Origin of the sequence: Pseudomonas sp. GM78, assembly GCF_000282475.1 — a bacterium.
Classification (GTDB): Bacteria; Pseudomonadota; Gammaproteobacteria; order Pseudomonadales; family Pseudomonadaceae; genus Aquipseudomonas.
Window position 1 is genome coordinate 13,507 of record NZ_AKJF01000101.1, and the last position, 25,889, is coordinate 39,395.

Here is a 25,889-nt window from a genome sequence, read left to right on the forward strand (position 1 = left end):
GCGATTTCCTGGTTAATTCAAAAAGGGGGCGGTCAGACCATCATCAGCAGCACGGCGACAAAAATGCTGCCGGCGGAGAAGGTCATGGTCCGAGACGACCAGGTGTTGAACCAACGTTGAAAGCTGGCGAGATCACGGGTCAGGGCAGTGGGCTGGCGAGTCCAGGACTGTTGGTCGAGGCGGAAGAACACGTAGATCTTCACCAGCGCGCCAACGATCTGGTTGTAATAGAGAATCGCCGGGTAGGCCGGCCCGATCCGGTGGCCGGAGCAGGACAGCAACAGGGTCAGGATCAGGCGGGTGATGCCGATCCACAGCAGGTACACCAGGATGAACGCGGTGCCGTACTTGAAGCTGGCGATCAGCGCCACGGTCAGGCCCAGCAGCGAGGTCCACATCGACACTCGCTGGTCGAACAGCACCACGGACGTGAACGCACCGAGGCGCTTGATCCCCAGGCCCAGGGCGCGGGAGTTCTGGCGCAGGTTGTTGCCGTACCAGCGGAACATCAGCTTGCGACTGGCCTTGATGAAACTCTTCTCTGGCGGGTGCTCGACGGTGTTGATCGCGGCATCAGGCACGTAGAAGGTGTCGTAGCCCAGGCGCATCAAGCTGAACCAGCTGGACTTGTCGTCGCCGGTCAGGAACTTGAAGCGACCCAGGCGCCAGTGTTGCAGCGAGTCGCTTTCCACGTCGGCGATGAATTCCGGGTTGGTGACCACGGTGGCGCGGAACACCGACATGCGCCCGGTCATGGTCAGCACGCGCTTGGACAGGGCCATCGAGCACATGTTGATGTGGCGCTGGGCGAAACGCAGCTTGTGCCACTCGCTCATGATGTAGCCGCCGCGCACTTCGCAGAATTCGTTGGTGGTCAGGCCACCGACATTGCCGAACAGTTGGAACCACGGCACGGTCTTGCGCACGACGCCTTCGCCGAGCACGGTGTCGCCATCGATCACGGCCACCACGGCGCGGTCGTCCGGCAGGTGGCGGGAGATGGCGCGGAAACCGAAGGCCAGGCCATCGCGCTTGCCGGTGCCGGGGATACGCACGAAGTCGAGCTTCACCCGGGCAGGCGGATTCATCCGGGCCCACAGGCTCTTGACCAGCAGTTCATCGGACATTTCGACGATGGAGCAGACCACGGTGGTCGGCAGCTCGCAGTCGATCGCTTCGCGGATCACCGAGCTGTAGACCTGTGCGGTGGTCAGGGCATCGATACGGAAACTGGTGACCATCAAAAATACGTGGGACGGGTCCGCCGCCTTGCCCAGCTTGCGCACTTTGCGCCGCAGGTGCGGGTAGACCACGTACAGAAACAGCATGCCGCGCACAAAGTGCGTGGCCCCCATCGAGTAACGCCAGATACCGACGATCCCGATCAGGAAAATGAAGTCCTTCGACTCGGAGTCGAAGGTGGACACAGGCAGCGCCATGGCGATGCCCATTAGTAAACTCAGGTAGAACAGCCAACCGGCGGCCTGGAGTAGACCGTGCTTTAGCCTGTGCATAATCGGAATCCTAAAGTCATTTGCGAGCCCCTCGCCCCTGTAGGAGCCTGGCTTGCCGGCGATGGCGATCTCAAGTACGTCATCGCCAGCAAGCTGTGCTCCTACAGGTGTTTCATGCGCGAAAGCGCGGTGTCGGAGACGGGATTCCGTGTTACCAGCAGATACCTTCAGCGCGGCCAGCCTCGCTGGTGGCCTTGGACATGAAGCCCACCAGGTCGATCACTTGCTTGCCGTGCGGGACGTCCTGCACCAGGGCGCGGAATTTCTCGTCACGGTTGCCGAGGATGATCACGTCGGAGTTGTTGATCACCGCGTCGAAGTCGGAATTGAGCAAGGACGACACGTGCGGGATTTTCGACTCGATGTAGTCCTTGTTCGCACCGTGGACACGGGCGTACTCGACGTTACTGTCGTAGATGCTCAGGTCGTAGCCCTTGCCGATCAGCATTTCCGCGAGGTCTACCAGCGGGCTTTCGCGCAGGTCATCGGTGCCGGCCTTGAAACTCAGGCCCAGCAGCGCGACTTTGCGTTTGTCGTGGCTGGAAACGATGTCGAACGCGTTCTGCACCTGGGACTCGTTACTGCGCATCAGCGAGTTGAGCAGCGGTGCCTCGACGTCCAGGGAGCTGGCGCGGTAGGTCAGGGCACGCACGTCCTTGGGCAGGCAGGAACCGCCGAAGGCAAAGCCCGGGCGCATGTAGTACTGGGACAGGTTCAGGGTCTTGTCCTGGCAGACCACGTCCATCACTTCACGACCATCGACGCCGACGGCCTTGGCGATGTTGCCGATCTCGTTGGCGAAGGTCACCTTGGCGGCGTGCCACACGTTGCAGGTGTACTTGATCATCTCGGCAACGGCGATGTCCTTGCGGATGATCGGCGCGTCGAGTTCTTCGTACAGCGATTGCAGAACGTCGCCCGAGGCCTTGTCGAACTCGCCGATGACGGTCATTGGCGGTTGGTCGTAGTCGGCGATGGCCGTGCTTTCGCGCAGGAACTCAGGGTTGACCGCCACACCGAAATCGACACCGGCCTTCTTGCCCGAGCAATCTTCGAGAATCGGGATGACAACGTTTGCGACAGTGCCCGGCAAAACGGTGCTGCGCACTACGATAGTGTGACGGGTGGTCTTGTCACGCAGGACAAAACCGATCTCGCGGCACACGGCCTCGATGTAGTTGAGTTCCAGGTCGCCGTTCTTCTTGCTCGGCGTACCGACACAGATCATCGACAGGTCGGTGTCGCGAATCGCCTCGGCGAAGTTGGTGGTACCGCGCAGACGACCGGTCTGGATACCTTGGGCCAGAAGTTCGCCCAGGCCTGGTTCAACGATCGGCGAACGGCCTGCATTGATCATATCGATCTTGTCTTTGGCAACATCGACGCCAACGACGTCATGGCCCCGTGCAGACAGGCAACCGGCACAGACTGCGCCAACGTAACCCAAACCAAATATGCTGATGCGCATCGCATTTACCTCAGTGTTGATCAAGCCATTAGATGGCCGGAGTTAATGGTGTTCAGCGGTTATAGTGCACGCGGAAGTTGAGCCTGGCAGGCGCGACAATACCGCGTGCTGGCATGAAAGTTCCGAGTGTCTAAATAAGTGCACTCAAGGTGTGCGCAACTAGGCCTTGTTGTTATGACTTGCCCTGTTATGCAGCCAGTCCTCTGTTCAGAAGATATTCGTGCAATGATCCTGCGCGCTCGATGTCAGGCCGAAAGCCCGTAGATCAAGCGTTATGGTGCCCGGGTGAGCACGTTTATAGGGGCGCTGCCTTGGCCTTGTAGGGGATAGTAATGGTGCATATCTCCTGTCCGTTCTGTTGTTGTCCAAATCAGGGATAAAGCAGTGAAAGTTAGTGTTGTAACTTCGCTGCATGGATCTCTGTTCTGCGTAAGTTATCTCGTACATCCTCGGCGAGAATCGTTACCGGTGGTATGAGCGGTGCATTCGGACATAGTTCCGACCCGCCCATCACGAAATCTGAAATTTCTTGAAATATTGACAAAGATGGCACTGCTCTCAAATTGATAGCACTTGCCGTTTCGCCCTTTATATATAGGCGGATTATTGGAAGGGATAGTTATTTGCCACTACGGAGAAAAATTTTCAGTGCCACTACTGAAAAAAATGATCGAAGTCGAGTGAAACTAAAGTTAGAAAATTGACAGATTGATTTTTGGCGTCATAAAAATGACGGAAAGGGCGGGGGATTTCGAGGCTTTCAATGGCGGCGCACGAGAGGGCGTGCGCCGCCCGTTGCATCACTCTGGTGCGTGGTCGCGCAGGAACACCAGGTTGTCCGGTTTAGACTGCTCGGCGCTGTAGCGATAGCCCTGCACATCGAACTGCTTGAGGGCTTGCGGATCGTTGATGCGTTCCTCGATGACGAAGCGGCTCATCATGCCCCGGGCCTTTTTTGCGTAGAAGCTGATGATCTTGTACTGACCATTCTTCAGGTCCTTGAAGTCGGTGTTGATGATGCGTGCATTCAAGGCGCTGCGCTTGACCGCCGAGAAATACTCGTTGGACGCCAGGTTGAGCAGCACGTCATCGCCCTGATCGGCCAGGGCTTCATTCAACCATTCACTGATACGCGTGCCCCAGAAGGCATACAGGTCCTTGCCCCGGGCATTGGCCAGCTTGGTGCCCATTTCCAGGCGGTACGGTTGCATCAGGTCCAGGGGGCGCAGCAGGCCATACAGGCCGGAAAGCATGCGTAAATGTTGCTGGGCGTAGTCGAAGTCGGCTTCGCTGAAGGTTTGAGCATTGAGCCCGGTGTAGACGTCGCCCTTGAACGCCAGCAAGGCCTGCTTGGCGTTGGCCGGGGTAAAGGCGGGTGTCCAGCTGCCGAAGCGGGCGGCGTTGAGCCCGCCGATCTTGTCGGAAACGTGCATCAACTCGCTGATCTGCGCCGGCGTCAGGTCGCGCAGTTGCTGGATCAACTCCTGGGAGTGGTCGAGGTACTGTGGCTGGGTAAAGCGCTGGGTCGCCGGCGGTGTTTCGTAATCGAGGGTCTTGGCGGGGGAAATCACCATCAGCATGAAGTCGTCTCCTTTAATCGTGGCGGCGATTCTAGGGGGTTGTCATCGTTGACTCCAGCTATGGGTGTGATAGGTGATCGGTGGTGTCATGGGACAAGATCGCAGCCTCGCTTCGCTCGGCAGCTCCTACGGGACCGCGTTGGCGTGAAATTGGAATGTAGCCGGCACAACTGTAGGAGCTGTCGAGCGAAGCGAGGCTGCGATCTTTTGATCTTCCCGCGATATAGTGCCGCCCGGGTTTTGTTATGGAGACATCCCATTGCGTATCGTTTTTCTGCTCATAGCCTGGCTGCTGAGCTTCGGCGTCATGGCGGCGCCGGGTGACGTGGCGACGCTGGATCGCAGCACCTGGCCGGAAAAACTCGACAACCCGACCCTGTTCGATGTCGCGTCGCGTGCCGAAATCCTCATGTTCGCCCGGGTGCTGCTGGCCAGTGAGTCCCTGGACGAGGCGGCACTGGCGCAACGCCTGGGCCTGCGCACGATCAACCTGGAGTCGGTCAATCGTGTTCGCCAGCGCCTATGGCAGCGGCTGTTGGCCAACTACGATTTCGCCCAGCAGAGTTGCGACCAGGACGCCTCCTTCTGTTTCCTGGTCGAGGACATGGCCACCTTGCGCGAGCAGGCGGGCAAGTTTCAGCTCAGCGAGGACAGCTACTACATAAGGTGGGCCGAGCCGAGTCGCCTGTTCCACAGCCAGTACCTGGACGAGCAACTGCGCAAGGCGGCGCTGTTTCCGCAAACCAGCAGTGAAGTCGATCATTTCGGTGACTATGAGCGCAATGGCGACGCGATGCATGACCGGCTGTTTCTCTTGACGTTCGACAGCGCCGCCAATGCCGTGCCGGACAATACCGACTGGATTGCCGAGTACCTGCGCAAGGCCAACCTCAGCGGCACGTTCTTCGTTCTCGGCAAGGATCTCCAGGCCCGTCTGGGCGAGCGCTCGGTGGCCAGCGTGCAAGAAACCTGGTCAACCCAGTGCATCGGTGTACAAGGCTGGGAGTTTCGCTCCCACAGCCATTGGCAGGACTGGCAGGACTCGGTACGCCGCAGCGTCGAACTGGCCAGGAACAAGCTGCCGGAGAACTTCGTGCCGCTGTTCCGCCCGCCCGATGGCCAGCGTCGCGCCGACGCCGGCGCTTTCTTCAAGGCCCAGGGCTTGCAGGTTGCCCTGTGGGACATAGATGCCCAGGACGGTGCGGGCAAGCTCAAGGGCAGCCAGAGTGCGCAACGGGTGCTGACACTGATGCTGTTGTGGCGCCATGGCGTAATTAATTTCAATGTGAAACAGGACGGGGTGAAAACGGCATTGCCGTGGCTGATCACGCAAACGGCGCAAAGCGGGATCGGTTGGGAAGACTGTCAGGAAGGGTTTCGCTGAAAACGGCCAAAGCCCGTAAACATTGGGTAAACGGCGGTTTTAGAGGGGATTTTGCTGCAGGTTGATCTCCGACTGTAAACAAGTGATGGCAGTCCGCCAAGGGCTTTTCGTCACTCTGCAAAATAAACTTCAAAAAAGCGTCAAAGTGCTTTTTTCTGTCATGGGTTTTGGAGTATTACGAAGACAGACCGCCGAAACCTGCAACACAGGTGGCGTCTCCCAAGACCCCGCATGTAGGCAGAACACTTGAGTCCCCGCAGGTGTATTCGGTAGTCACTTCGAGGCGCAGCACCGCCAAGGTATTGCGTCCACTGGCTCTGACAAAGGTGACCGAGTATGGATGATCACGGACGTAGCTCTTCTTCCAACCAGCCAATCCTTTATGTACTCGATACCAACGTATTGATTCACGATCCAAACGCGCTGCTCAACTTCGAAGAACACCACGTCGCGATCCCGATGACCGTGCTTGAAGAGCTCGACAAGCTCAAGAGCGGGCATCACAGCGTTGCCGCCGAATGTCGCCAGGCCATCCGGCTGATCGACAAGACCTTGGGCGATGCCTCACCCGAGGACGTCGAGCAGGGCGTGCCGATCCAGCGGGGCAAGAGCGGACCCAAGGGATTGCTGTCAATTCTGATGAGCAAGCAGGCCGAACCCCACATCGTTCTGCCTGAGCATCTGAACGACAACAGGATCATCAACCAATTGATCGACCTGCACGCACGCGAGCCGAAGAAGCCCGTGGTGCTGGTCACCAAAGACATCAACATGCGCCTCAAGGCCCGTGCCTGCGGGATTGCGGCCGAGGACTACAGTACCGACCAGTTGGTCGACGACGTATCGCTGCTGCCTAATGGCTATCACAACATGACCGGCTCCTTCTGGGACCGGGTGAGCAAGGTCGAGACCCGTCAGGACCACGGTCGCACCTGGCACCAGGTACAGTTGATCGACAATCTGCCAGCGGTGCATATCAACGAGTTCATCATCGATGAGCAGGGGTTCGTCGGCTGGATCAAGGAGATCGAGGAAGACAAGCTGCTGATTTTGGACCTGCACCAGGAACCGCTGCTGCACCAGGAAGCCTGGGGTCTGAAGCCGCGTGATATCTATCAGAGCCTGGCGCTGTATGCCTTGCTCGATCCCGACATCCACCTGGTCAACCTGTCCGGCGCAGCGGGCTCCGGTAAAACCATCCTCGCGCTGGCCGCAGCCATCGAGCAGACCATGGTCAGCAAGCGCTACCGCCGCATCATCGCCACCCGTAGCGTGCAAGGCCTGGACCAGGAGATCGGCTTCCTGCCCGGCACCGAAGCGGAAAAAATGGAGCCTTGGCTGGGCGCCATCACCGACAACCTCGAAGCCTTGCACATGGATGACGAAAGCACCCATGGCAGCGTCGACTACATCCTCAGCAAAGTGCCGTTGCAGTTCAAATCCCTCAACTACATTAGGGGCCGCAGCTTCCAGCAGAGCCTGATCCTGATCGACGAATGCCAGAACCTGACACCGCACCAGATGAAAACCATCATCACCCGTGCCGGTGCCGGCTCCAAAGTGGTGTGCCTGGGCAACCTGGCACAGATCGACACCCCTTACCTGTCCGCGACCAGCTCCGGGCTGACGTACTTGACTGAACGCTTCAAGGATTTCCCTAACGGCGTGCACATCACCCTGCAAGGGGTGCCTCGTTCGATCCTGGCCGAATACGCCGAATCGCATCTGTAACCTTCACCCAAGCCGGGCGGCCCAAAAGCCGCCCGGTTTTTCATGCCCGACACATTTCCCCTGTAGGAGCTGCCGAAGGCTGCGATCTTTTGATCTTGCTTTTTAAGGGCGAAGATCAAAAGATCGCAGCCTTCGGCAGCTCCTACAGGGGGGACGCCGATAATCGTGCGTGCGAAAAATTGACCCGCAGGTTTACAATCGGAACTCCTGATCAGGAGTAACCCCGTGCTGACTCATCTCGATTCCCAAGGTCGCGCCAATATGGTCGACGTCACCGAAAAAGCCGTGACGTTCCGTGAAGCGACGGCCCAAGCGCTGGTGCGCATGCTGCCCGAAACCCTGCAGATGATCGTCAGCGGCGGTCACCCCAAGGGCGATGTGTTCGCCGTGGCGCGCATTGCCGGCATTCAGGCGGCGAAAAAAACCAGCGACCTGATTCCTTTGTGCCATCCGTTGATGCTGACCGGGGTCAAGGTCGAGCTCAGTGCCGAAGGCGACGACAGCGTGCGCATCGTGGCGCGCTGCAAGTTGTCCGGTCAGACCGGGGTCGAGATGGAAGCCCTGACGGCTGCCAGTGTCGCCGCCTTGACCATCTATGACATGTGCAAGGCCGTGGATCGCGGCATGACCATCGAAAGCGTGCGCCTGCTGGAGAAGGTCGGCGGCAAGAGCGGTCATTTTCAGGCGGATCCATCATGAACGTCACCGTGAAGTTTTTTGCCCGTTATCGTGAAGCGCTGGGCGTGGATTCGGTGAAGGTCGAAGGCCAGTTCGCCACTGTCGACGACGTGCGGGCATTGCTGGCGCAACGTGAGGGTGCTGACGTGCTGCGCGAGCAGAACCTGATGTGCGCGCGCAACGAAGACCTGTGCCAGCTCGACGAACCGGTCAGCGATGGCGATGAAGTGGCGTTTTTCCCCACCGTGACCGGGGGCTGAGACATGGCCATTCGTGTGCAATCGACCGCGTTCGATCCCGGTGCCGAAGTCAACGCCATGCACGACGCCAATGTCGGCGTCGGGGCGGTGGTGAGTTTTGTCGGCTATGTGCGCGACTTCAATGACGGCCTGGATGTCGCCGGGATGTTCCTCGAGCATTATCCGGGCATGACCGAAAAAGCCCTCGGCAAGATCGCCATAGAGGCCGAGCAGCGCTGGCCCTTGCTCAAGTTGGAGGTGCTGCATCGCATCGGTGCCCTGGAGCCCGGCGAACCCATCGTCTTCGTCGGCGCCGCCAGCGCCCACCGCCAGGCGGCATTCGACGCCTGCGCCTTTGTCATGGACTACCTGAAAACCCGTGCACCGTTCTGGAAGAAGGAAAACACCAGCGACGGTCCGCGTTGGGTTGAGGGGCGTGACAGCGATCATGCGGCGGCGGATCGCTGGAAGCAGTAATTCCTGCATCGCTCTCAAATACGCCATCGCGGGCAAGCCATGCTCCTACAGATTCAAGGTCGTCCACATAATATTTGAACGACATCGAATCTGTAGGAGCATGGCTTGCCCGCGATGAGGCCATTCGCTTCAGCTGAAAACCTCCAGAAGTGCCACCCGACCATCGGCCGGCGCCCCCCGCATTTACCCGATTGACGCCTAATACATAAAAGTCCAGTATGGATTTATAAGTACAAAAAAAGGCTTCCCCCGTTTCTGCTCTTCTTCCATCTTGCCAAACCAACAACAACCCGCGAGAGAACGAACATGAAGAAATTCCCCCTCATCACTGGTCTGGCCCTGAGCCTGTTGGCGTGCAGCAGTCTGTTTGCCGCCGAGAAAACCTTGCGTATCGGCATCGAGGCGGCCTACCCACCGTTCGCCTCCAAGACCGACAAAGGCGAGATCGCGGGTTTCGACTACGACATCGGCAATGCCCTGTGCGCGCAGATGAAGGTCAAGTGCGTGTGGGTCGAGGGCGAGTTCGACGGCCTGATTCCTTCCCTGAAAGTGAAGAAAATCGACATGGCACTGTCGTCGATGACCATCAACGAAGACCGCAAGAAGTCGGTGGATTTCACCCACAAGTATTACTTCACCTCATCGCGCCTGGTCATGAAGGAAGGCGCGGTGGTGGATGACCAATACGCCAGTCTCAAGGGCAAGACCGTTGGCGTGCAACGAGCGACCACCACCGACCGTTTCGCGACCGAAGTCTTCGAACCCAAGGGCATCAACGTCAAGCGCTACAGCAACAACGAAGAGATCTACATGGACCTGGCGGCCGGCCGCCTGGATGCCATCTTTGCCGACACCATTCCGCTCAACGACTTCCTGTCGATGCCGCGCGGCAAGGGCTACGCATTCGCCGGCCCGGAGCTCAAGGACCCGAAATACGTGGGCGAGGGCGCCGGGATTGCAGTACGCAAGGGCAACACCGAGCTGGTATCGGAGCTGAACAACGCAATCGACGGGATTCGCGCCAGTGGCGAGTACCAGAAAATTTCGCAGCAGTACTTCAAGTCTGATATCTACGGCGACTGATCAATCGCTCCCGGGGCTTTCTCGCGAAAGCCCCACTGCGCTGCTGATTGCCGAGACTTTCGATGGCTGCAGATTGAGGGCGAGTACGCTCACCAGCACGATGACCATCCCGACAATGACCATGATCGAAGGGCGTTCAGCCAGAACCACCGAGGCCATCAACATGGTGGTAGGCGGTATCAGGTAAAGCGAAATGGACGCGCGGCTCACATTGCTGTGCGCCAGCACGTAGGCCCAGGCGAGGTATGCAAGGGCGCTGGGGAATATACCCAGGATGAGCACCGCCAGATTGACCGAAGTCGGGGCGTTCTGCACTTCGCTCCACAAGCCCGGTGCGTATACCAGTAGCAATGCGGTGCCTGACCAGATGGTGTAGCACACCATCGTCAGCCCGTTGTAGCGATGGGCATGGCTTTTTTGCAGGGCGAAATAGAGACTCCAGGACAATGCCGCCAGCAGGACCAGCAGCCCGTGCGCATCCAGATCACCCAAACCACGATCACTGCTGACCACGACAGCGGCACCCAGTAGGCCACCTAGTACGCAGCCCCATTGCCAGCGGTTGACACGCTGCTTGAACACGAAATGCGCCAGCAACGTGCTGAATAGCGGAGTGGATTGTGCAAGTACACTGGACGCGCCGGCACTGACGCCTTGTTGGCCGTAGTTGATTGCCATGTGGTGCAGGGTGACAGCAAAGAAGCCCAGCACAGCCAACAGCGGCAGGTCTTTCAGGCGCGGCAGGGAAACACCCGCCACCCATGCGACCCCGGCCATGAACGTCGAGGCGATGAGAAAGCGCATCAGCGCCAAATGACCGGGCTCGTAAGCCACCAACCCGATGTGGATCCCTGTGGGCGAATAGGCCCAGCAAAGGATCACAAAAAACGTCGCCAGGGCGACTTTTACGCCAGGCCTTTCGGCGAGGCTCGGGATCATGCGCTGAATAAAATCCATAAAAGTGCCTGTTTGCCCAAAGTGTGATGACGTCACTGAAGTGCGCGCAGTCGAATTATCAAAATCATCCGGATTCACTACAAGTGACTTAAACTGACTCGAGTATTCACTTTGGGTGAGCTATGGAACTGTCCCAACTGCGCATGTTCAACACGGTTCACCATCTCGGCAGCATCGCGCGTGCGGCCGAGGTGCTGCATTGCGTACCGTCCAATATCACCGCACGCCTCAAGTCCCTCGAGCGTGAGCTTGGCACTGCGCTGTTTTCCCGCGATGGCCGAGGCTTGCGGATCACGCCTGCCGGGGAGGTGTTTCTTGAGTACACGACGAAAATCCTCGGCCTGGCCGAGGAAGCACGCAGGGCCTTGGCTCCCGACAGTGCGCCGAGCGGTCCTTTGCGCATTGGTGCCATCGAGTCCACGGCCACTGGGCGATTGCCTCGGTTATTGGCCAAGTACCACGAGCTTTACCCAAAGGTGATGCTGGAGTTGAGCACTGGCACCTGGGCTCAATTACTCGACGACACCCAACATCGGCGGCTGGATGGGGCGTTCGTGGCGGTAAACGTTGAACGCCCGGGACTGCAGCGGGAAGTGATGTACCGCGAAGATCTGATTCTCATCGCGTCCGCCTCCCATGGGCCTTTGCGTCAGGCGGCGGATCTGCAGGGCAAGGCGATTTTCATGTGGCCACCGGGATGCCCGTACCGTTTCGCGCTGGAACAGTGGCTGATGCGCCATGACCAGGTGCAGCCGATTGTCAGCATCGCCAGCTATGGCACCATCGTTGGCTGTGTCAGTGCTGGCGCCGGTGTCTCGCTGGTGCCCCGTGGAATCTATGAGCAGTATTGTCTCAGCGCCGGTTGCCAGGGATATGAATTCCCGGAACTGACGAGCGTCGACAACCTTTTTTACTGGCACGAGAGCGCAGGGCGGCACCCGGCACGTGAGGCGTTTGTGAAGCTGCTGCAGGCCGAGTTCGCGGGGCCAGGGTCATTACGGTTAATCCCGTCTTAACCGACCTGTCGTCTATTCCCACGATACCCGCTGCACGCACCCGACTCTCAAAGGCCAGGGCCAGCGTGTAAACTGGCGGGCAATCGATAGTCAAAAGGGAAACACGATGAGCGAGGAAACGATGCGTCTGGGCCGTGAACGGCGCTACCTGGTGCTGTTGGGCATCATCTGCCTGGCGCTGATCGGCGGTGCGTTGTACATGCAGGTGGTGTTGGGCGAGGCGCCGTGCCCGTTGTGCATCCTGCAGCGTTACGCGCTGCTGTTGATCGCGCTCTTCGCTTTCATTGGTGCGGCCATGCGCACCCGGCGCAGCATCACGGTGCTGGAAACCCTGGTGGTCATTTGTGCCTTGGCAGGCGTCGGGGTGGCCGGGCATCACGTCTACACGCAGTTCTATCCGGCCGTCAGTTGCGGCATCGATGTGCTGCAGCCGATAGTCGACGGCTTGCCGCTGGCGAAGATCTTCCCGCTGGGCTTCCAGGTGGACGGTTTCTGCTCCACGCCGTACCCACCGATCCTCGGGTTGTCCCTGGCGCAGTGGGCGCTGCTGGCCTTCGTGCTGGTGGTGGTGCTGGTGCCGTTGCTGACGGTGCGCAATCGCAAGGCGCTGCACTGAAACCATCGGCGGCATTATTGCGACACACGCAAAACGCCCCGGTCCTCGATGAGGGGGCCGGGGCGTTTTTGCATTTCAGGGGTCAGGTAAAAAGACCGTGATGCGCGGCAATCAGGGGTGCGACAAGTCTGCGACATGTTGTCACATCGCGAGTGTCGCAGCGCGCTTTCGTGTGTCGGATTGGTGCGGTGTCCTGCAATGAAATTGGCGCGTTTGAGCGCCGCCGGATTTTCGCCGGCTCACAAGGGAGCAGGCAGTTTTAACAGGCTCTGGCGATTTGCCAGAGCCCTTGTCATATCGGGGCTAGGGCGCAGGCGAGGGTCGTTGTCGCGCCTTCGATACTGTCTGTATCGCGGGTGGTAGCCCTACTATTTTTGGTGTTTTTGTTGAGAATCAATTTCGATAAGATGCGCCACTTTTACAGATTTGAGTCAGGATTGTTGCGGGCTGGGATAAAAATTATTTCGGGATAAGACATGGTTTATAAAACGCTACATATCTACAATCGCCCGCACTGAATTCCCGGCACTGCTCACCCAGGCATTGGTGCATGAGTGACACGAGGGTGTCGAGAGGCCTTTTGGCCTGATGTGACGCCCAGGTGTCGGTGCCTCCAACTATCCGCACCAAATGGAATTGGGCTGTAACAAGGCCTTTGACCACGAATTCGAATAAGAACTCACCGCTGGCCCAGGATTTGTCGAAACGCCTCTGACGCTCGACGGGCAAGCCCTTATTCAATCCAAGAAAAATGCCAACCCTTGGCAGGGTGAAGTGTTGGCGATCAAAACCCAACTGCATTGCGCAAGCTGCTTTAGAGGTCGTGAGATGAGTAAAAACAGGTACCCCAGACTACTAGGCTTAGTGCCGCTGCTCGGCACGTTGTTGCTGGGAGGCTGCAACATGACCTTGCTCAATCCCACGGGCCAGGTCGGCCTGGAACAGCGAAACCTGATCATCACCGCAACGCTGCTGATGCTGTTGGTCGTGATCCCGGTCATCGTGATGACCTTCCTGTTCGCCTGGAAATACCGCGCATCCAACACCAAGGCGACCTACACGCCTAAATGGAACCACTCCACCAAGATCGAGATCGCGGTGTGGACTGTTCCGGTGTTGATCATCATTGCCCTGGGTTACATCACCTACAAGTCGACCCACGAGCTGGACCCGTACCGTCCGATCGAATCCGACGTGAAGCCTGTGACCATCGAAGTGGTCGCGCTGGACTGGAAGTGGCTGTTCATCTACCCGGAACAAGGCATTGCCACGGTCAACAAGATCGTGTTCCCGGCGCACACGCCAATCAACTTCAAGATCACCTCCGACGCCGTGATGAACTCGTTCTTCATCCCGGGCCTGGGCGGCCAGATCTACGCGATGGCGGGCATGCAGACCAGAATGCACCTGATCGCCGACCGCAACGCTGAAATGGACGGCATCTCCGCCAACTACAGCGGTGCCGGTTTCACCGGTATGAAATTCAAAGCGATCGCAACTTCCCAGGAAGATTTCGACGCCTGGGTAAGTGAAGTCAAAAAGGCACCTAAACAGCTTGAACAAGCTGAATACGCAGCCCTTTCCAAGCAGAGCCAGAACAACCCAGTCGAGCTCTACTCCTCGGTGACGCCGAACCTGTTCCAGATCATCGTCGACAAGTACGAAGGCATGAAACCAGGCCCGAAGGTCAAGCACGAGAAGAAAGAGAAAGAAGTGGCCGCTACGGACATGAACTCGCATTCAGCTGCCGGGGCAGAGGAGTAAACGATGTTTGGTAAATTAAGTTGGGAAGCGGTGCCGTTCCACGAGCCGATCGTGATGGTGACCATCGCCATGATCGCGCTCGGTGGTCTGGCACTGTTCGCGGGTATCACTTACTTCAAGAAGTGGACCTATCTGTGGACCGAATGGCTGACGTCGGTCGACCACAAGAAAATCGGCGTGATGTACATCATCGTCGCCATGGTCATGCTGCTGCGCGGCTTTGCCGACGCCATCATGATGCGTACCCAGCTGGCCATGGCCACCGAGGGTTCGCCTGGCTACCTGCCACCTGAACACTATGACCAGATCTTCACCGCCCACGGTGTGATCATGATCATCTTCATGGCGATGCCATTCTTCACCGGCCTGATGAACCTTGCAGTGCCGCTGCAGATCGGCGCGCGTGACGTTGCCTTCCCGTTCCTGAACTCCCTGAGCTTCTGGCTGCTGGTTTCCGGCGTGGTGCTGATCAACCTGTCCCTGGGCGTCGGCGAATTCGCCAAGACCGGTTGGGTTGCCTATCCGCCGCTGTCGGGCCTGCAATACAGCCCGGGCGTGGGGATGGATTACTACATCTGGGCGCTACAGCTATCGGGTCTGGGTACGACGCTGACGGGGGTCAACTTCCTGGCCACCGTGCTGAAAATGCGTACCCCTGGCATGAAGCTGATGGACATGCCGATCTTCACCTGGACCTGCACCTGGGCCAACGTCCTGATCGTGGCTTCGTTCCCGATCCTGACCGCTACCCTGGCACTGCTGACGCTTGACCGTTACATGGATTTCCACATTTTCACCAATGAACTTGGTGGCAATCCAATGATGTACGTCAACCTGTTCTGGGCCTGGGGTCACCCTGAGGTTTACATCCTGATCCTGCCAGCGTTCGGCGTGTTCTCGGAAGTCATCTCGGCGTTCACCGGCAAGAAACTGTTTGGCCACAAGTCGATGATCTACGCTTCGGGCGCGATCTCGGTACTGGGTTTCATGGTTTGGCTGCACCACTTCTTCACCATGGGTTCGGGTGCCAGCGTCAACGCCTTCTTCGGTCTGGCGACGATGCTGATTTCCATCCCGACGGGTGTGAAGCTATTCAACTGGCTGTTCACCATCTACCAGGGCCGTCTGCGTTTCACCAGCCAGGTGCTGTGGACCCTGGGCTTCATGGTGACCTTCGCCATCGGCGGCATGACCGGCGTACTGCTGGCCATCCCGGGTGCTGACTTCGTTCTGCACAACAGCCTGTTCGTGATCGCGCACTTCCATAACGTGATCATCGGCGGCGCGGTATTCGGCTACATCGCAGGTTTCGCCTTCTACTTCCCTAAAGCGTTCGGCTTCAAGCTGCACGAAGGTTGGGGCAAGGCAGCGTTCTGGTTCTGGATCTCGGGCTTCTTCGTCGCGTTCATGCCGCTCTATGCACTGGGCTTCATGGGCATGACCCGTCGTCTGAACGCCACTACCAACCCTGAGTGGGTGCCGTACCTGTACGTCGCCATGTTCGGTGCGGTGATGATCGCCGTCGGTATCGCCTGCCAACTGATCCAGCTGTACGTCAGTGTGCGTGACCGCAAGAAGCCAGAGAACATGTGCGAACACGGTGACCCGTGGAATGCCCACACTCTGGAATGGTCGACCTCGTCGCCACCTCCGTTCTACAACTTCGCCGTTCTGCCAAAAGCCGACTGCGTCGACCCGTTCACCGAAGCCAAGGAAAACGGCACTGCGTACAAGGTTCCGGCCAAGTACGAGCCGATCCACATGCCAAACAACACCGCCACCGGTGTGGTCATGGGTGCTCTGCTGACCGTGTTCGGTTTCGCAATGATCTGGCACATCTGGTGGCTGGCGATCGCGAGCCTGGTAGGCACTGTCGTCTACTTCGCGATCCACGCCGCCCGTGATGATCAAGGCTATATGGTGCCGGTCGACGTGATCGAGCGCATCGAAGCCGAGCAGCACAAGCGTCTGGTAGCGGCAGGGAAAATCCCGGCCACCGCCACCCGTGTTGAAACCTCGTTGGAACAGGCTTAAACCATGTCGAACTTAGTGACCAATGTTGGACACGCCCATGGTGACCATGGGCACGATGACCACCACCACGACTCGGGCGAGATGACCGTATACGGTTTCTGGCTCTACCTGATGACCGACTGCATTCTGTTTGCGTCGATCTTCGCGGTGTACGCGGTACTGGTTAACAACGTAGCGGGTGGCCCATCGGGCCACGACATCTTCGAACTGCCTTACGTACTGGGCGAAACCGCTCTGCTGCTGTTCAGTTCGATCACCTACGGCTTCGCCATGCTGGCGTTCTACCGTGGCAACAAGAAGCAGGTCCTGGGCTGGTTGGCCATGACCTTCCTGTTCGGCCTGGGCTTCATCGGCATGGAGGTCAACGAGTTCCACCTGCTGATCTCCGAAGGCTACGGCCCTAGCCGCAGCGGCTTCCTGTCCGGGTTCTTCACCCTGGTCGGCACCCACGGTCTGCACGTGACCAGCGGTCTGATCTGGATGGCGATCATGATGTACCAGGTCAACAAGCATGGCCTGACGTCGACCAACAAGACCCGCCTGAGCTGCCTGAGCCTGTTCTGGCACTTCCTGGACGTCGTGTGGATCTGCGTATTCACCGTTGTTTACCTGATGGGGACTATGTAAATGGCTAATGCACATTCTCATGGCCACGACGATGCCGGTCACGGCAGCTACAAGTCGTACGCCATCGGTTTCATCCTGTCGGTGATCCTGACCGCCATTCCATTCGGTCTGGTGATGTACCCGACGCTGCCGAAGTCGATCACCCTGTTGATCGTCCTCGCGTTCGCGATCGTCCAGGTGCTGGTGCACCTGGTGTACTTCCTGCACCTGGACCGTTCGGCCGCGCAGCGTAACAACGTGATTGCGTTTGTGTTCGCCGCGATCGTGATCGTCCTGCTGGTTGGCCTGTCGCTGTGGATCATGTTCAGCATCCACACGTTCATGATGGCGAAGTGAGGTAAGTCCGCATGTCCCTCAAGCACTTTATCCAAATCACCAAACCGGGGATCATTTTCGGTAACGTGCTTTCTGTGGCAGGCGGATTTTTCCTGGCCTCCAAAGGGCATGTCGATCTGGCCATCTTCCTGGCCGCCATGATCGGCACGTCCCTGGTGGTTGCCTCCGGTTGCGTGTTCAACAACTGCATCGACCGCGACATCGACATCAAGATGGAACGCACCAAGAACCGTGTGCTGGTCCAGGGCCTCATCTCCCTGAAACTGGCCCTGATCTATGCGACCGTCCTGGGTGTCGCCGGCGTTGCACTGTTGTACAAGGTGGCCAACCCGTTGGCCGCCCTGTTCGCAGTCATCGGCTTCGTGATCTACGTCGGCTTCTACAGCCTGTACCTCAAGCGCAAGTCGGTTCACGGCACGCTGGTGGGCAGCCTGTCGGGCGCCATGCCGCCGGTGATCGGCTACGTCGCGGTAAGCAACACCTTCGACATGGCCGCGCTGACCCTGCTGGTGATGTTCAGCCTGTGGCAGATGCCGCATTCCTACGCCATCGCGATCTTCCGCTTCAACGATTACCTGGCCGCATCGATTCCGGTGCTGCCAGTGAAGCGCGGCATCCAGGTGGCCAAGAAGCACATCCTGATCTACATCCTGGCCTTCCTCGTGGCGACCTTGATGCTGACCTTCAGCGGCTACGCCGGCATGAGCTACCTCGCCGTCGCCGCGGCCATGGGCATGTACTGGTTGTACATGGCCTGGACCGGCTACAAGGCAGTGGATGACACGGTCTGGGCACGCAAGCTGTTCGTGTTCTCGATCTTCACCATTACCGCGTTGAGCGTGATGATGTCCCTGGACTTCAAAGTGCCGACCGAGTTGCTGCTGACGTACGCGCCTTAAGGTTCAGATGCAGTACCGAAAAGCCCCGCCTTCGAGAGAAGTGCGGGGCTTTTTGTTGGGTGTTTTCTGGTGGTCCGGGGTGCCGCCATCGCGAGCAGGCTCACTCCTACAGGGATCTGCGTTGCCGCCAATGTTGAATGCAACGCCGATCCCTGTAGGAGTGAGCCTGCTCGCGATGGCCGCGACGCGGTGTATCAAGAAAGTTGCGATGGTGACTTGTCTGAGCGAAGAATCGAATCTTGTACATCTATACGCAACTTGCCTATAGTTTCGCGATGAGAATTTGACCGCCGACCAAGAAAAGGCGCTCAAGAAAGCCATAGAAACAGAGTTGAAAAAACGAGGTACCCCATGAAAAAACGCGACCTGTTTGCAGAATTGATGCAGGGCGTTGATGAGATGGCGGCTCAACGCGAAGGCAAGATTACGTTGCGCAATACGACGGTGGAGGACATTCCGGCCCCCGAGGTAGGGGCGCAAGAAATCGTTGCGTTACGGGAAAAGTTACACATGTCCCAGGCCGTTTTTGCCAAGCGAATTCGAACCAGCCCCAGTACCTTGAGAAACTGGGAGCAGGAAAAGTCGAAGCCCAATGCACAGGCCGCTTTATTGATCAGGCTGGTGGAGAAATTCCCGGATATGGTTGATCGACTGGCAGTGGTTTGATCGAGCCTGGCGGACACTTGAAAAGCCCCGAGTTTTGAAAGAAACGCGGGGCTTTTTCATTTACGCGCGGTTGTTACAGGGTGCATCGAGCACCTTCACCACGTCGTCGATGATTGCCTTGCTCATGTCTTGCAGGAAATGCGATGCCCAGGCGTGTCGGTCGGAGTCGCGGACCATAGCGGCGTCTGAGGCCAGTAGTTTGGCGAGGTGGAGCAGGTCGGAGGCGTGGGAGAGGGCGGAGGTGACCGGGACACCGGCGTTGATGCGGAAAAGCGGTTCGTTGGCGTGATAGGAGAAGGGGGTGAGGCCGATGGTTTTGAGGTCTTGGGGGTTGGTCATTGGGCTTCACCTCCTTTCGGTTGGTAGGTGGTGAATGACGTTTGAAGCAGACAGACCAATAGCGCTCATGAGTGAAGCTCCCGTATAGAGTTGAGAGCTACCACGTTCGTTCTCAGGCGAATGGGTGGCAGCTGTGCGCAGGCTGAGAACCGGAGATACGGGATTCCGGCAGACCCGAAGGTCTCCCACGCACAGCCGCCATTGCACGGAAATGCTGGCACAAAAAAAAGCGCCGGCAATCGTGATTGGTGGCGCTTGTGCGCCCGTATCTTACCCGGGTTCTCAGGCCCGGTCGCTGAATTGGCAGCGACGGGTCGAAGTTAGCGTGTGGGTATGGGATCGCACAATCGTGGCCTTGTGCTGGCCGGGATGCGATTGGACGCGGCAGTCCCTGTGGGAGCGGGCTTGCCCGCGATGGCGGTGTGTCTGGCGACATTGATGCTGGATGTGACGGCCCCATCGCGGGCAAGCCCGCTCCCACAGGGTTGGGTGGTGGGCGGTTATTTGTGCGGCTTGTCCAGCAATCGGAAAAACCGCTCCCGCACCTGCACATGATCACTGTGCGCCACGTTGAAGCGCAGAAACTGATTGCCGTCCGCCGCCTTGCTGAGCATGGTCCCCGGCGCCAGCACCAGGTCGATTTCCAGACCCTTGCGGGCCAGGGTTTCGGCATCGAATCCATCGGGCAGTCGCGTCCAGATATACAGCCCTTCGCCAGGCAGCGAAGACACCGAACACCCGGCTTCGCCCAGCCACGCCGCCACCCGGCTGTTCGACTCGTAGAGCCGGTCCACCGTGCGGCGCATGTGTTTGGCGTAGCTGCCGTCGCTGAGCATGGTGCAGATGATCTGTTCGGCCATTTCCGAGGTCATGCCGCCGCAGGCCATTTTCAGGGTCACCATCCGCGCCGCCAGTTGTGGTGACAGCACCGCGAAGCTGACGCGGCTGTTGGCGGTCAGGGTCTTGGAGAATCCCGAGACGTAGGAGACGTTGTCCAGTCCGCTCGCGGCCAGGCGCGGGGTTCGGCGTTGCTGCATGTCGCAGTACAGGTCGTCTTCGAGGATGTGGAAATTGTAGCGATGGCTCAACTCCAGCAAGCGGTAGACCTGCGCTGAGGTGAACGAGTGCCCGGTCGGGTTGTGCAGGGCATTGTTGGTCAGGTAGAGCACGGGACGGTGGGCGATCAGCAACTGCTCCAAGGCATCAAGGTCCATGCCGTCGCAATCGCGGCGGATGGTGATGACCTTGGCCCCGTGCCAAGCCAGGTTGGTGTGCATCGTGAAGTAACAGGGGTCATCGAGCAGCACCGTGTCGCCGGGTTTGACCAGCAGGCGCATCAGCATGTCGATGGCCTGTACGGTGTTGGCGGTGGTGATGATCTGCTCGACCGGCGCTTCGATGCCCAGGGTCGCCATTTTCACCCGCAAGGCCTGACGCAGTGGCAGGTAACCGCTGGCGTTGCCGTATTCGCCCATGCGCAGGGTGGTTGCGCGAAGGGTGCCGCGTACGGCCTTGAGCAATTCTTCGGCAGGCAGCCATGAGGACGGCAGGAAACCGGCCCCCGGGCGCAGCGCGCCATTGTCCAGCAGCACTGCGCGGCGGACCACGCTGAGTGTGTCCTGGGGTAGCAGGTCGGGGCCGGCGTTGCTCTGGACGCTGCTGTTGGAACGGTGCACGTAATGCCCCGAGCCCTGGCGTGACACCACCAGCCCCTTGGCACGCAAGCGGTCGAGGGCGTCGACCACCGTGGACTTGCCCACGTGCATCAGGTCGGAGAGTTCGCGAATCGGTGGCAGCCTCGAGCCATGGGGCAGGCCGCCCTTGCTGATCGCCACCGTCAACTGATCGACGATCTGCTGCACCAGCGGCACACCCGGCTGGAACTCGATAGCGGCGATCACTGCTCGCTGAGCCTGCATTTTACTGGTCTCTCTGGCAGTAAAGTTCGTTTGATTCTATACGAACTTGCTCTGATCAAGACAAGCATCTCTTTCTACCATCGCCTTACAGACTTTCTGGAGGGTCGACCTATGACGGTCGATCGATGCCAGGTTCGTGAGGTGTTGCATGAGTGTCGAAACAACGGTCGTCGCGGCCAAGCCGGTGATCAACCTGCGGTTGTTCACCATCCGGATCATCACCGCCGTGTCGCTGTTCGCGGTGCTGGGCAAGGCCAACGTCTGGCTCGATACCGCCACCAACAGCATCCTGGCCCTGGGTTATCGGGCCTTGTTGCTGCTGTTGCCATTGACGTTGTTGGTCCTCGGTCGCCGCTCCTTGAGCGTCACGCTGCTGTGCGCCGCCGGCGGGCTGGTGTTGCTGGCGGTCACCAGCAACCAGGGGGTGGTCATGTTTGCCGCGGCGTTGTTTGCCTACGGCATTGCGATTGCCGGCTACCTGATCAAGAGCGAAGCGGCCCAGACCAAGGAGGGCGCCGCCTACAACCGCGTCGCCATGAACATGGGCAGCCTGCTGGCGGGGTTGATCCTGCTGTCGCCGCTGTTGACCCCGACCCTGTTCTTCCTCGGCGCCGCAGGTTTCGTCCTGTTGTGCCTGCCGATCGCCATGGGCGCGACCTTCACCTGCGACCCCGTGGTTGCCCGTCCCGCCAGCCAGGATGGCAGCGGCTGGCGCAACAAGCTGCCGTGGGTCATCGCCGGCGTCATCATGGGCATCAAGCTGTTCGGCGTGTTCTCGATCCTGCCCCAGGCGATCCTGCTGAAGACCGGCGAACTGCCCGCCTGGTATGGCCTGATGCTGATCCTCAACAGCGCCGTGGTGGTGTTCGCGCAAGTACCGGTCATGAAGTTGATCGAGAGCACCGGGCGCTTCAAGGTGCTGACGGTGATCGCGATCATCGTCGGCGGTTTTGCCGTGCTGTCTTCGCCTGCCGCGTTCCACGTCGACACCCTGGTCGGCGCGCTGATCTGGGTGGCGCTGCTGTCCATCGCCGAGTGCGCTTTCAGTCACCTCGATTACTTCTCGGTCAAGCAGAACAACATGTTCGTCAAGGAAGTGTCCCTGGGCGTCGGCGCAGGGTTGACCGTGTTGATCATGCGGGTCGCGCCACCGCCCTACAACGCGCTGGTGCTGGCGGTCATCGGCGCTGGGGGGATCCTGATCTGGTACTGGCTCAACCGCCGATCGATCGCGTCGTTGCATGACTGAGTCAGCGTAGTTTCGGTTTTCATTTTGCAAGTCGGGGGCTTTATGAATACGACTTCATGCGTAGTAGTGGTGGGGTACAACGGCAGTCGGGTTCACGATATCCAGAAGCTGCGCGATCTGTGCAAGTCGCTGTACGACGCCAGGCTGATCCTGCTGGTCGAGCAGGTCCAGCCCCATGACGACCAGGTGGCGGATCACGTCTGCAGCACGTCCTTGGCCGAGCAGGACGTGGCGGCCTCCCTCGAGCTGGTGGTGGGGTGCCTGAAGGCCGATCGCTGGAAGCTGATTGGCGTGCTGCCGTTTTCTGACCGTGGCGTGCTGCTCGGTGCGGCGCTGGCCAGTCATTTCGGCTTGCCCGGTATTTCGCCTGCCGAGGCTCGGGCAGGGTTGGACAAACAGATTTTCCGCCAGCTCGAAGCGACGGCCACCACGGCGCCCGAAGATTACCGGCCGGTGGTTTCCTGCCGTATCGAGAGCTTGCCGGAATTGCGTCAGCGCGTGATCGAGCTGGGCGGCAAGGCGTTCATCAAGCCAGCCTGCGAAGGTGCCAGTCGCGGCTGCCGCGTCATCCGTCACCCGTCCGAATGCGACGAGGCGTGGCATGCGCTCAAGCTCTACCGCGAGGGTGGCATCGTGCTCGAGGAGCTGATCCAGAACGCCCGGGAATACAGCTGGGACTCTGTCGCCGGAAGCACCTGGATCACCGAAAAAACCACCACCGACGGTGCCTACCGCGCCGAGATCCAGCAAGTGGTGCCCGCACCGTTGGCGCCTGAGGTGCAGGCTCGACTGTTGGCAGCCGGCCAGCACATGGCGGGACTGGTTTCCCAGGACAACGGTGCCTGGCACAACGAAGTGTTCTACCGGGCCAATCATCGCACCTCGGCCGTGGAAACCAACATGCGCCCCGGTGGCATGCACATCTGGGACCTGGCGCGCCAGGCGTTCGTCGATTTCGACCCGTGGGAGCGTTGGGTCCGCTGGGCCGTGGAAGGCCAGGTCGAGAGCCAGGAACCGGTGCCCCGGGGCTACTGCGGCATACGCCTGCTGCGGGCGACCACGGGCGGCATCCTGCGAGATGTTCCGGACATCCAGGCCCTGGCCCGTTCGCTGGGCATCGAGCTGCTGGAGTCGGTGGTGAGCAAGCGCATCGGCGAATCGGTCAGCGCCCTGGTGAAAGACAACTTCTCGTTTATCGGCCACATCGTGTTGTTCAACGAAGACTACGCGCAGCTCAGCAATGACCTGTTGCGCCTGGCCGAGGCCATTGAATCAAGGATCGGGATCACCAGCCTGGCGCCCTCCGCAAGGGTGTCGTGTTGAGTGTCAGGGATCGATGTTTTTTTGCAGTATTGATCAAGAGGTTCGGCAAATGATTGAGCACATGACTTGTGACGAGCGCTTCATCGCGCTGGCGAAGGAATTCGACTACGACATCTACGGTGAAAACAGCGCAGGCGGGCATTACGCGCCGCTGATCCGCCACCACGACGAGCTGTATATCAGTGGCATGGTGCCGCGGGTGAACGGCAAGATCCAGTACCCCGGTCGGGTCGGCCTGGACCTGGACATGGCGGACGCACAAGCGGCCGCCAGCCTCTGCGCGATGCGCGGCTTGGCGTTGATCGTCGATGCCATCGGTTCGCTGGACAAGATCAAGTCGCTGATAAGGATCTCAGTGTATGTGAAATCCACGGCGGATTTTGTCGATCTCAGCGAAGTGGCCAACGGCGCCTCGGATGTGTTCAGTCATGTACTGGGCGATGCTGGAAAACATACACGCACGACCGTCGGTGTTTATCAATTGCCGAAAAACGCGGCAGTGGAAGTGGACATGATCGTGGCGTTGCGACCTTCTGCGTTATAAGTATGAGTTATTCGACTTTACAGCGATTAATTGTTCGCCTAAGGTCGAGTAACTCAACTCTGCAGAATAAGTTGGAAGCCGAACATGAATAACGTTCAGGGTGCATTCTTTTCCTATAAGGACTTCCGCCAAAGTCTGGTTCGTCAGCCGATTAAACCAAGGGTTTGGACGGATGTTGAACTAACGGGGATACGTCAGAGCCTGGAGGCCAGCGATGTCGATATTGTCGCGCTGGCCCACGACAACAGCCTCGATGGCTGCTCGTTGACGCCCGGAATGGCCGTGTCCATGCAATGGTTGATACCGGGTACTCAGCTCCATGGCCATGATCATGCGTGGTGGCACCTGTTCATCATCCAGTGCGGCAATGGCACCTTGACCCTGGGCGATGCCGAGGCCGTGCCCGTCGGCAGCGGGGACGTGCTGCTGGTGCCGGCCTGGTCCCGCCACGGCTTCGTCAACACCAGCGCCACCGAGCCGCTGGCCATGCTCAATATCAGCAACATGCCCCAGGCGCTGCTGCTCGCCAATTGCACCGACAACGTCGGCCTGATCCCCCGCCAGCTGTAAATTCCCCCTCCGTTTCACACCAGGGAGTCCGCGTTCGCGGACTCCCTTTTTTCGTTTCTGCCGTGCCCTCGACAAGCCCTTGGCTATTCGCATTTTCGAATTTTCTGTATCGATGCAAACGGATAATTTCTGTATCTGTTCAGCGCCCGGTCAACTTACTACGATCGCCTCGAATGCAACGGATTAATGTGCTTAGTGCAAGGGAGCGTTCTATGGAAAGCAACAGGATTAAACTCTATGTTGGCGCGGATTTTGTCAGCGCTTTTGCGATGTCAGCGTTTGTGGCACTCAAGGAGAAGCAACTTTCATTTGAACTTGTCACGCTGGATTTAAAGGCAAGAGAGAACTATCAGGCGAAGTATCGTGATATTTCGCTGACCTGCAAGATTCCCACCTTAGTTCATACAGGTTTCGCACTGTCGGAATCTTCCGCCATCGCTGAATACCTGGAGGAACTCGCGCCAGGGCATGCAAGGCTTTTCCCCCAGGACCTCCAGCAGCGTGCCCGGGCCCGTCAACTCCAGGCCTGGCTGCGCAGCGATTTGCTGGTGATCCGCAAAGAGCGCCCATTTGACCTGGTGTACTTCGGCAAGAAAAACGTGCCGCTCTCCGACGATGCCAGGGCAGCGGTGGAGCGCCTGTTCTTCGTCGCCGAGCGCTTGCTGGAGGAGGGCGCCGAGCACCTCTTCGGCGACTGGAGCATTGCCGACACGGACCTGGCGATCATGCTCAACCGGCTGGTCGCCAATGGCGATCAAGTCCCGGCGCGACTCGCGGCGTATGTCCGTCGCCAGTGGGATCGCGACAGTGTGCGGGCATGGATGGACATAGAGCGCAAAGCGCCGGCCATCGCACCGGCTGTTGTTTAAGGCGACT

25 protein-coding genes are annotated in these 25,889 nt (G+C 58.9%); 19 read left to right on the forward strand and 6 right to left on the reverse strand.

From position 1 onward, the window contains the following. Positions 1-32: 32 nt before the first annotated feature. The 3 genes from alg8 to yaaA form a co-directional block, all read right to left on the reverse strand. Positions 33-1,514: a mannuronan synthase gene (alg8, locus tag PMI35_RS14370; RefSeq protein WP_008060528.1), complete on the reverse strand. Its 1,482-nt coding sequence runs from the start codon at positions 1,512-1,514 to the stop codon at positions 33-35. A gap of 151 nt (positions 1,515-1,665) precedes the next feature. After that, the gene (locus tag PMI35_RS14365; protein ID WP_008060530.1) at positions 1,666-2,982 is read right to left on the reverse strand and encodes a nucleotide sugar dehydrogenase; all 1,317 of its coding nucleotides are present in this window, start codon (positions 2,980-2,982) and stop codon (positions 1,666-1,668) included. Positions 2,983-3,782: 800 nt separating this feature from the next. Continuing rightward, entirely contained in the window at positions 3,783-4,562 is a 780-nt protein-coding gene (yaaA, locus tag PMI35_RS14360) for a peroxide stress protein YaaA (RefSeq protein WP_008060533.1), read from the reverse strand. Between the two features lie 259 nt (positions 4,563-4,821). Between yaaA and PMI35_RS14355 the strand changes: the two genes are divergently transcribed. The 6 genes from PMI35_RS14355 (at position 4,822) to PMI35_RS14330 (ending at position 10,154) form a co-directional block, all read left to right on the forward strand. After that, positions 4,822-5,946, forward strand: coding sequence for a polysaccharide deacetylase family protein (locus PMI35_RS14355; RefSeq protein WP_008060534.1), 1,125 nt, complete (start codon positions 4,822-4,824; stop codon positions 5,944-5,946). A gap of 336 nt (positions 5,947-6,282) precedes the next feature. Beyond that, positions 6,283-7,677 (forward strand): PhoH family protein, encoded by a 1,395-nt coding sequence (locus PMI35_RS14350; protein ID WP_008060535.1) that lies wholly within the window; start codon positions 6,283-6,285, stop codon positions 7,675-7,677. Positions 7,678-7,902: 225 nt separating this feature from the next. Further along, positions 7,903-8,376, forward strand: a complete 474-nt coding sequence (moaC, locus tag PMI35_RS14345; RefSeq protein WP_008060536.1) for a cyclic pyranopterin monophosphate synthase MoaC — start codon at positions 7,903-7,905, stop codon at positions 8,374-8,376. Further along, entirely contained in the window at positions 8,373-8,615 is a 243-nt protein-coding gene (moaD, locus tag PMI35_RS14340; protein ID WP_008060537.1) for a molybdopterin converting factor subunit 1, read from the forward strand. The genes moaC and moaD overlap by 4 nt, the downstream gene beginning before the upstream one ends. Positions 8,616-8,618: 3 nt before the next feature. Further along, entirely contained in the window at positions 8,619-9,071 is a 453-nt protein-coding gene (gene moaE / locus PMI35_RS14335) for a molybdopterin synthase catalytic subunit MoaE (protein WP_007989960.1), read from the forward strand. 306 nt (positions 9,072-9,377) lie between these two features. Continuing rightward, positions 9,378-10,154, forward strand: a complete 777-nt coding sequence (locus PMI35_RS14330) for an ABC transporter substrate-binding protein (RefSeq protein ID WP_008060538.1) — start codon at positions 9,378-9,380, stop codon at positions 10,152-10,154. Here the strand turns inward: PMI35_RS14330 and PMI35_RS14325 are convergent, their stop codons facing one another. After that, positions 10,155-11,111 carry a DMT family transporter gene (locus PMI35_RS14325; protein ID WP_008060539.1) on the reverse strand — a complete coding sequence of 319 codons (957 nt, stop codon included), beginning with the start codon at positions 11,109-11,111 and terminating at the stop codon, positions 10,155-10,157. It lies immediately after the preceding gene. A 122-nt stretch (positions 11,112-11,233) separates the two neighbouring features. Here PMI35_RS14325 and PMI35_RS14320 point away from each other — a divergent pair, with 122 nt between their 5' ends. The 8 genes from PMI35_RS14320 to PMI35_RS14280 all read left to right on the forward strand — a co-directional run bounded on the left by PMI35_RS14320 (position 11,234) and on the right by PMI35_RS14280 (position 19,069). Then, on the forward strand, positions 11,234-12,127 hold the full coding sequence (locus PMI35_RS14320; RefSeq protein ID WP_008060540.1) for a LysR family transcriptional regulator: 894 nt from the start codon (positions 11,234-11,236) through the stop codon (positions 12,125-12,127). A 106-nt stretch (positions 12,128-12,233) separates the two neighbouring features. Continuing rightward, positions 12,234-12,743, forward strand: a complete 510-nt coding sequence (locus PMI35_RS14315) for a disulfide bond formation protein B (protein WP_032831667.1) — start codon at positions 12,234-12,236, stop codon at positions 12,741-12,743. 828 nt (positions 12,744-13,571) lie between these two features. Further along, positions 13,572-14,507, forward strand: a complete 936-nt coding sequence (gene cyoA / locus PMI35_RS14305) for a ubiquinol oxidase subunit II (RefSeq protein ID WP_008060547.1) — start codon at positions 13,572-13,574, stop codon at positions 14,505-14,507. Between the two features lie 3 nt (positions 14,508-14,510). Beyond that, positions 14,511-16,541, forward strand: a complete 2,031-nt coding sequence (gene cyoB, locus PMI35_RS14300) for a cytochrome o ubiquinol oxidase subunit I (RefSeq protein ID WP_008060549.1) — start codon at positions 14,511-14,513, stop codon at positions 16,539-16,541. Between the two features lie 3 nt (positions 16,542-16,544). Continuing rightward, the gene (locus PMI35_RS14295; RefSeq protein WP_008060550.1) at positions 16,545-17,168 is read left to right on the forward strand and encodes a cytochrome o ubiquinol oxidase subunit III; all 624 of its coding nucleotides are present in this window, start codon (positions 16,545-16,547) and stop codon (positions 17,166-17,168) included. Continuing rightward, positions 17,169-17,504, forward strand: coding sequence for a cytochrome o ubiquinol oxidase subunit IV (gene cyoD, locus PMI35_RS14290; RefSeq protein WP_008060551.1), 336 nt, complete (start codon positions 17,169-17,171; stop codon positions 17,502-17,504). 11 nt (positions 17,505-17,515) lie between these two features. Next, positions 17,516-18,403, forward strand: a complete 888-nt coding sequence (gene cyoE, locus PMI35_RS14285) for a heme o synthase (RefSeq protein WP_008046745.1) — start codon at positions 17,516-17,518, stop codon at positions 18,401-18,403. Between the two features lie 351 nt (positions 18,404-18,754). Further along, positions 18,755-19,069: a helix-turn-helix domain-containing protein gene (locus PMI35_RS14280; protein ID WP_008060552.1), complete on the forward strand. Its 315-nt coding sequence runs from the start codon at positions 18,755-18,757 to the stop codon at positions 19,067-19,069. Positions 19,070-19,129: 60 nt separating this feature from the next. Here the strand turns inward: PMI35_RS14280 and PMI35_RS14275 are convergent, their stop codons facing one another. Together PMI35_RS14275 and PMI35_RS14270 are read right to left on the reverse strand one after the other, a co-directional pair. Continuing rightward, entirely contained in the window at positions 19,130-19,408 is a 279-nt protein-coding gene (locus PMI35_RS14275) for a DUF3077 domain-containing protein (protein WP_008060553.1), read from the reverse strand. A 500-nt stretch (positions 19,409-19,908) separates the two neighbouring features. Continuing rightward, entirely contained in the window at positions 19,909-21,327 is a 1,419-nt protein-coding gene (locus tag PMI35_RS14270) for an aminotransferase-like domain-containing protein (RefSeq protein WP_008060554.1), read from the reverse strand. A gap of 148 nt (positions 21,328-21,475) precedes the next feature. Between PMI35_RS14270 and PMI35_RS14265 the strand changes: the two genes are divergently transcribed. From PMI35_RS14265 to yfcF, 5 genes are all read left to right on the forward strand, one after another. Next, complete coding sequence (locus tag PMI35_RS14265) at positions 21,476-22,576, forward strand: hypothetical protein (RefSeq protein ID WP_008060555.1); 1,101 nt, start codon at positions 21,476-21,478, stop codon at positions 22,574-22,576. A 42-nt stretch (positions 22,577-22,618) separates the two neighbouring features. Beyond that, positions 22,619-23,899 carry an ATP-grasp domain-containing protein gene (locus PMI35_RS14260; RefSeq protein WP_008060556.1) on the forward strand — a complete coding sequence of 427 codons (1,281 nt, stop codon included), beginning with the start codon at positions 22,619-22,621 and terminating at the stop codon, positions 23,897-23,899. Positions 23,900-23,948: 49 nt separating this feature from the next. Further along, entirely contained in the window at positions 23,949-24,443 is a 495-nt protein-coding gene (locus PMI35_RS14255) for a RidA family protein (RefSeq protein ID WP_008060558.1), read from the forward strand. 84 nt (positions 24,444-24,527) lie between these two features. After that, the gene (locus PMI35_RS14250) at positions 24,528-25,013 is read left to right on the forward strand and encodes a cupin domain-containing protein (protein WP_008060560.1); all 486 of its coding nucleotides are present in this window, start codon (positions 24,528-24,530) and stop codon (positions 25,011-25,013) included. A gap of 212 nt (positions 25,014-25,225) precedes the next feature. After that, on the forward strand, positions 25,226-25,882 hold the full coding sequence (yfcF, locus tag PMI35_RS14245) for a glutathione transferase (RefSeq protein ID WP_008060561.1): 657 nt from the start codon (positions 25,226-25,228) through the stop codon (positions 25,880-25,882). The last annotated feature ends 7 nt before the right edge of the window (positions 25,883-25,889 follow it).